The organism is Candidatus Andeanibacterium sp., assembly GCF_057143545.1.
In genome coordinates, this window is the sequence record NZ_DBNHSF010000167.1 from 1 (window position 1) to 5,337 (window position 5,337).

The following is a 5,337-nucleotide window of genomic DNA, read 5'->3' on the forward strand; positions in this document are numbered from 1 at the left end:
GGATAGAGCTTGGCGGCGGCGAACGCGCCCTCGGCATGGCCGCGCGCGATCTCGTCGGGATCGTTATTGTCCGTCAGGTAGCAGGTCATCAACGGAGTGAAGGCGGCACCTTGCGGAAGCGCCGCCAGGATCCGCGCGCGATAGGCAACCGCCTGCGCGACCGTCACCACCGGCGGCGCCAGGTTCGGCATCACGATCGCCCGCACGAATTGCCGCGCGGTGTAAGGCAGCACGCCCTCCATCACTGGTCCGTCGCGCAGATGCACATGCCAGTCATCGGGCCGGCGGATGGTGAGCGAAGCGGTCATCGCTTCCCCCTATCGCCTCGCGCGGCTAGCGTCCATTGTCATGGACGAGACTCGCGACTGGCCGGCCGAACAGGCCGCGATCACGGCTTCGGCTGCCGGGAGGGAAGCCCTGATCGCGGCGAGCTTCGCGCATGTCACCGGACGGCAATTGGTTCCAGTCTGGGCCGACACCGCCGAAGCCATGTTCCACCAGCACGCTGCGATCGTCGCCCATGGGACCGAGGACGATCCGGTGTTCTTCTACGGCAACCGCGCTGCGCTCGAGCTGTTCGAGATGTCTGCCGCGGATTTCATCCGCCTGCCCTCGCGCTTTTCCGCCGAGCCGGTTGAGCGCGAGGAGCGCGCGCGGCTGATGGAACGGGTCGCGCGCGAAGGCTTCATCGACGATTATTCGGGCGTTCGCATATCATCGACCGGCAAGCGCTTCCTGATCGAACGGGCGACGGTGTGGAATCTGCGGGACGAATCCGGCGGCGTCCATGGCCAAGCCGCCATGTTCGACCATTGGACAGCGCTGGGGGATTGATAATCGCGCCGGAGTCGCCAATTCTGGGGCATGGCCGCCACTCGCCTGTTCAGCCGCGCTCTCATCCGCGTAACCCCCGAGGAAGATGGCGAGGACGTCGTCGCCTTCCTCCAGGGGCTGGTGACCAATGACGTGACGGGCAAGCTCCCGGTCTGGACCGGGCTGCTTTCGCCGCAAGGAAAATGCCTGTTCGATTTCCTCGTCTGGCCGGCAAGGGAGGGGCTGATTCTCGATTGCGAGGCCGAATTTGCCGACGAACTGATTGGCCATCTTTCGCTCTACAAACTGCGGCGCAAGATCGGCTTCGCCCGCGACGAGGGCCACGGCGTCTTTTGGGAACGCGATCCGGGGCTTGGCGGGGCAGACGACCCGCGCCTGCAGGGCCTCGGCGATCGCTGGCTGGGCCCGGTCTCGGCCGAGGACGAGGCAGCCGACGAAGCGTGGCTGGCCCATCGCCTGTCATTGGGCGTTCCGGAAGGGCGCGCCGAAATGGGCGGTATCCTCTGGCTCGAATGCAATGCCGCCGAACTCCACGGCGTCAGTTTCGACAAGGGCTGCTATGTCGGGCAGGAGAACACCGCCCGGATGAACTGGCGCAACAAGGTCAACCGGCGGCTGGCGGTGGTTCCGCTGGACCGGTCGGACAGCGAACGGCGGCGCGCGGCCTATCCCGAACTTGGGCTGGCGGTCGACCATTTGCGGGTCGCGGACATCGATCTCGACCTTGTCCCGCAGTGGCAGCGCAAGGCAATTGAAAGGGCGGAATCTCCGGAACCGGACCAGTCCTAATCCGGTCTTGCCGGCTGGTGTTCGGCGAGCGCCGAGACCAGCATCTTTTCGGCTTTCTCGCGCGCGGCACTGCGCGGCAAGCCGAGCGACGCTGCCATCGCTTCCCCCATCAGCGCATCGCCCAGCGCCAACAGGACGAGCGTCAAGGTTGTCTCGCGCATTTCCCTGGGACCCGATAGGCCGATCTCTTCGGGATGGATTTCGTCGACCAGCGCATGGATCGCCTCGACGATCGGATGAAGCGCATCCTCGTTCCCCGAAGCCAGCATCCAGCTGGCAAGCGCGCCGCCGCCCTGTGCGTCGAAGGCATCGAAAGTCAGATCTACTACTTCGCGAGCACTGCCAATACCTGCCCTATTCGCAAGAACTGCTTCGGCAATAGTTTGGCAAACAGTTTGTGCCAGATAGGCGGCAAGGGCCTTTTGCAGGCCCGCAGCGGAGCCGAAGTGATGAAGCAGGTTAGCATGGGTACGGCCGATGCGCTGGGCGACGGCCTTGAGCGTCACGCTCTGGGGACCGGCCTCGATCAGCAGCACACGGGCAGCCTCGAGCGCGGCCAGCCTGCTTTCTTCCGGCGTCAATCGTTTCCTAACTGACATGACTGTAGGTTAGCCAAAGAATTCAAACATGTCTGCACCGATCAAGATCGATCTCGAAAAAGCCGAGCCGCTCGGCGAAGGGACGGCCATACCGGCTGGCCTGAAGATTCGCGTCCGCGATCGGCGGTTCGCGCATGTAAGCCCGAACGGCAAATACTGGCTCGCCGGAGATCCGGTCGCCACGGCCTGGCATACCGCGCTTTCGGTCGCCTTCCCCAAGGGCGAGGCGTTCTTCATCGACGCGGTCAAGGCGCATCGCGCCGGCGCGCCGCCCAAGCTGGACGCCGAAATCAGGCTGTTCGTGCGGCAGGAGGTCAATCACACGCGCGAACACCTCGCCTTCAACCGGACCGCGATTGCCAGCGGCTACGACATCTCCATGATCGAGGCCCGGATCGACCGCAGGATTTCGAGAATCCGCAAACGCAGCCCGATCAACAATCTCGCCGCCACGATCATGCTCGAACACCTGACCGCGCGGATCGCGCGCGAGACCCTTGCCAATCCCGCCTATATGAGCGGTGAAATCGGCCCGATGGCCGAGTTGTGGCGCTGGCATGCGATCGAGGAGATCGAGCACAAGGGCGTCGCCTACGATACCTGGCTCCATGCGACCCGCGCCTGGAGCAGGCCCGCCCGGTGGCTGCGCAAGACCGTCTACGGCGTCATTGCGGCCTGGAACTTCCTCTACGGACGGATCCGCGAAACATGCGATTTGCTCGCGCAGGACGATCTCAGGGGCTGGAAATGGAAGGCCAGGGTGTTCTGGTACCTGTTCGGCAGTCCCGGTGCGATCCGGCGCATCCTGCCGGGGTTGGCGGTGTTCATCCTGCCCGGCTTCCATCCCTGGAAGGATGGCGGTGCCGACCGGGAACTGATCGGTGCCTATGACAGCGAATATCCCGACGCCGTTCCGACAATCCCACCTGCCCGATAATGCGAGACCCCCTCCCGCGAGCGGAAGGGGGTCAGGCTGCCTTGGCGATTGAAGCGGGCTCGTTGTCTCCCGTGCTCGCCGCAAGCTCGTTCACATAGCGCCGCGACATCGCTTCCTGGCCGCGTCCGAGCGAGAATTGCATGCGCGTTTCCCCGGTCGGGCGGAAGCCGATCTTTTCGAGCACTTTTCCCGAGGCCGGATTGTCGATCAGGTGGCCCGCGACAAGCCTCTCGATACCCATCATCCGCGCGATTTCGACCACCGCCCTGCCGGCCTCGGTGGCGAAGCCCCGGCCCCAGAAGGGACGCGCGATCCAGTAGCCGACTTCCGGCCCATCGCCCATGTCGTCAAAGCCGATGCAGCCAACCAGCCGCGAGCCCCATTTGCCCGGTTGGGTAATGAGGAACCGCGCCGAGCCGGGGTTTGTGGGCTGCGAAACCCAGGATTGCGCGTCTTCTTCGCGATACGGCCATGGCGCACGCGCGAGCATGCGCACGATGGCTTCGTCGTTGATGGCTATATAGACATCCCGCCAGTCTTCCTCGAAAACCGGCCGCAACAGCAATCTCGCACTCCGGTGGAACATGTCCGTCTCCATCGCCTGGCCACGCCCCACTATCCGCAGTTTGTGACATTTAGCCGGGCGAGTTCAGCGCTTTTCGCCAGGCCGTTTCGAGGGAGACGTGAAAAGAGGGAGCGGGTTGGCCCGTCTCCCTCACAATGCCAGTCGTCGCTGGCGGGCCATCCCGATGGACGGCCCCCTTATCGGTCCGTCCGCTTATTCCGCGGCTTGCGCCATGACGTCGACCGACACATATTTGCGGCCGAGCTTGCCATCGTGGAAACGCACACGACCGGCTTCGAGTGCAAACAGCGTGTGGTCCTTGCCCATGCCGACATTCGCGCCGGGATAGAACTTGGTGCCACGCTGGCGCACGATAATGTTGCCGCCGATCACTTCCTGACCGCCGAACTTCTTCACGCCAAGGCGACGGCCGGCAGAATCACGACCGTTCCTGGACGAACCGCCTGCTTTCTTGTGTGCCATTGCGATCTACTCCTGACGCTTACTTCTTGGCTGCCGGCTTCTTGGCAGCGGGCTTCTTGGCTGGCGCCTTCTTGGCGGCCGGCTTCTTCTCTGCGGCTTCCTTCTTGGGAGCGGCTTCCTTCTTGGGAGCGGCAGCCTTCCTGGCCGGAGCCTTCTTGGGTGCAGCTTCCTTCTTCGGAGCTTCGGCCTTTGCCGGAGCGGCTTCCTTCTTCGGAGCCTCTTCCTTCTTGGCCGCTTCCTTCTTCGGCGCGGCCTTGCTGTCGCCGACCGAGAGAATCCTGAGCAGGGTCAGCTGCTGGCGATGGCCGGCCTTGCGGCGATAATTGTGCCGGCGGCGCTTTTTGAAGACCACGACCTTTTCGGACTTCGCCTGGGCAATGATTTCCGCCGAAACGGTAACCTTGCCGGCGTCCCTGATCTCGCCGCCTTCGCCTGCGAGCAGGACGTCGCCCAGCACGATCGTGTCGCCCGCTTCGCCAGCGAGCTTCTCGACCGCGATCTTGTCTCCAGCGGCAACCCGATACTGCTTGCCGCCCGTGCGCACTACTGCGAACATGGTACCTGTATCCATTCTACTGCTGTGTCGCCCCGCCTTGGCCAATCTTGCGACAGACCGCGGGCGACGCGCCGAGCGCCCAAAGACCGATGATCCCAAGGCGCCGGAAAGATGGGTGCCGTTAGTGGAACAGCCCGTTCCTGTCAACGCCGGAGAGCGCCACTCTGCAAGAGACTGGAAAGGTATGGCGGCCATGCTATGGCGGCGCGATGTCCTTGCCCCGCGTCCTCCTGCCGGCCCTTTTCTTGCCCGCCCTGCTGCTGGCCGGCTGTGCCAAGGACGCCGGCCTCTATCCGTCGCTGTCGATCCGCGACGAGGAACGGGTCAGCGGCGTGTTCGATCCCGTGATCCCCGAGCCCTATGATCCGCCGGAGCCGAGCGTCGAAACGCTCGCGAATATTGCCAAACTCCGGGCGGATGCGGCAGAGGCGCATCGCCGCCTCCTGGCAGCAGCGGAACGCGCGCGGGAACCGGTTGCCGCCGCGAGAGGCGCTGAGATCGGGTCGGAAGCCTGGTCAATCGCTTCGCTGGCGATCTCCGATCTTGAAGTGGCCCGCAGCGAAACCATGGTCGC

The 5,337-nt window shown here is 64.2% G+C and carries 7 protein-coding genes and 2 pseudogenes; 4 read left to right on the forward strand and 5 right to left on the reverse strand.

Annotated elements, in window-relative coordinates:
• Positions 1-308, reverse strand: a pseudogene (locus tag AC16XC_RS09795) (dihydroorotase); the annotation flags it as partial.
• 40 nt (positions 309-348) lie between these two features.
• On the opposite strand from AC16XC_RS09795, the gene AC16XC_RS09800 reads away from it, so the two are divergent.
• On the forward strand, positions 349-834 hold the full coding sequence (locus tag AC16XC_RS09800; protein WP_484034472.1) for an MEKHLA domain-containing protein: 486 nt from the start codon (positions 349-351) through the stop codon (positions 832-834).
• A gap of 30 nt (positions 835-864) precedes the next feature.
• Entirely contained in the window at positions 865-1,623 is a 759-nt protein-coding gene (ygfZ, locus tag AC16XC_RS09805) for a CAF17-like 4Fe-4S cluster assembly/insertion protein YgfZ (RefSeq protein ID WP_484034473.1), read from the forward strand.
• On the opposite strand, the gene AC16XC_RS09810 is transcribed toward ygfZ, so the two are convergent.
• Positions 1,620-2,222: a TetR/AcrR family transcriptional regulator gene (locus AC16XC_RS09810; RefSeq protein ID WP_484034474.1), complete on the reverse strand. Its 603-nt coding sequence runs from the start codon at positions 2,220-2,222 to the stop codon at positions 1,620-1,622. The two genes, ygfZ and AC16XC_RS09810, sit on opposite strands and share 4 nt — an antisense overlap.
• A 28-nt stretch (positions 2,223-2,250) precedes the next feature.
• On the opposite strand from AC16XC_RS09810, the gene AC16XC_RS09815 reads away from it, so the two are divergent.
• A complete protein-coding gene (locus AC16XC_RS09815) occupies positions 2,251-3,159 on the forward strand; it encodes a metal-dependent hydrolase (RefSeq protein ID WP_484034475.1) in 909 nt (302 codons plus the stop codon).
• Between the two features lie 31 nt (positions 3,160-3,190).
• Here the strand turns inward: AC16XC_RS09815 and AC16XC_RS09820 are convergent, their stop codons facing one another.
• The 3 genes from AC16XC_RS09820 to rplU form a co-directional block, all read right to left on the reverse strand.
• The gene (locus AC16XC_RS09820) at positions 3,191-3,745 is read right to left on the reverse strand and encodes a GNAT family N-acetyltransferase (RefSeq protein ID WP_484034476.1); all 555 of its coding nucleotides are present in this window, start codon (positions 3,743-3,745) and stop codon (positions 3,191-3,193) included.
• A 192-nt stretch (positions 3,746-3,937) separates the two neighbouring features.
• Positions 3,938-4,207, reverse strand: coding sequence for a 50S ribosomal protein L27 (rpmA, locus tag AC16XC_RS09825; RefSeq protein WP_484034477.1), 270 nt, complete (start codon positions 4,205-4,207; stop codon positions 3,938-3,940).
• 19 nt (positions 4,208-4,226) lie between these two features.
• Positions 4,227-4,763: a 50S ribosomal protein L21 gene (gene rplU, locus AC16XC_RS09830; RefSeq protein WP_484034478.1), complete on the reverse strand. Its 537-nt coding sequence runs from the start codon at positions 4,761-4,763 to the stop codon at positions 4,227-4,229.
• 245 nt (positions 4,764-5,008) lie between these two features.
• On the opposite strand from rplU, the pseudogene AC16XC_RS09835 reads away from it, so the two are divergent.
• Positions 5,009-5,337, forward strand: a pseudogene (locus AC16XC_RS09835) (hypothetical protein); the annotation flags it as partial.

What these genes read in the sequence shown, in the direction of transcription:
- rpmA (WP_484034477.1), bottom strand. Translation starts at nt 4,207, where the DNA reads ATGGCACACAAGAAAGCAGGCGGTTCGTCCAGGAACGGTCGTGATTCT.
- rplU (WP_484034478.1), bottom strand. Translation starts at nt 4,763, where the DNA reads ATGTTCGCAGTAGTGCGCACGGGCGGCAAGCAGTATCGGGTTGCCGCT.
- ygfZ (WP_484034473.1), top strand. Translation starts at nt 865, where the DNA reads ATGGCCGCCACTCGCCTGTTCAGCCGCGCTCTCATCCGCGTAACCCCC.
- AC16XC_RS09800 (WP_484034472.1), top strand. Translation starts at nt 349, where the DNA reads ATGGACGAGACTCGCGACTGGCCGGCCGAACAGGCCGCGATCACGGCT.
- AC16XC_RS09815 (WP_484034475.1), top strand. Translation starts at nt 2,251, where the DNA reads ATGTCTGCACCGATCAAGATCGATCTCGAAAAAGCCGAGCCGCTCGGC.
- AC16XC_RS09820 (WP_484034476.1), bottom strand. Translation starts at nt 3,745, where the DNA reads ATGTTCCACCGGAGTGCGAGATTGCTGTTGCGGCCGGTTTTCGAGGAA.
- AC16XC_RS09810 (WP_484034474.1), bottom strand. Translation starts at nt 2,222, where the DNA reads ATGTCAGTTAGGAAACGATTGACGCCGGAAGAAAGCAGGCTGGCCGCG.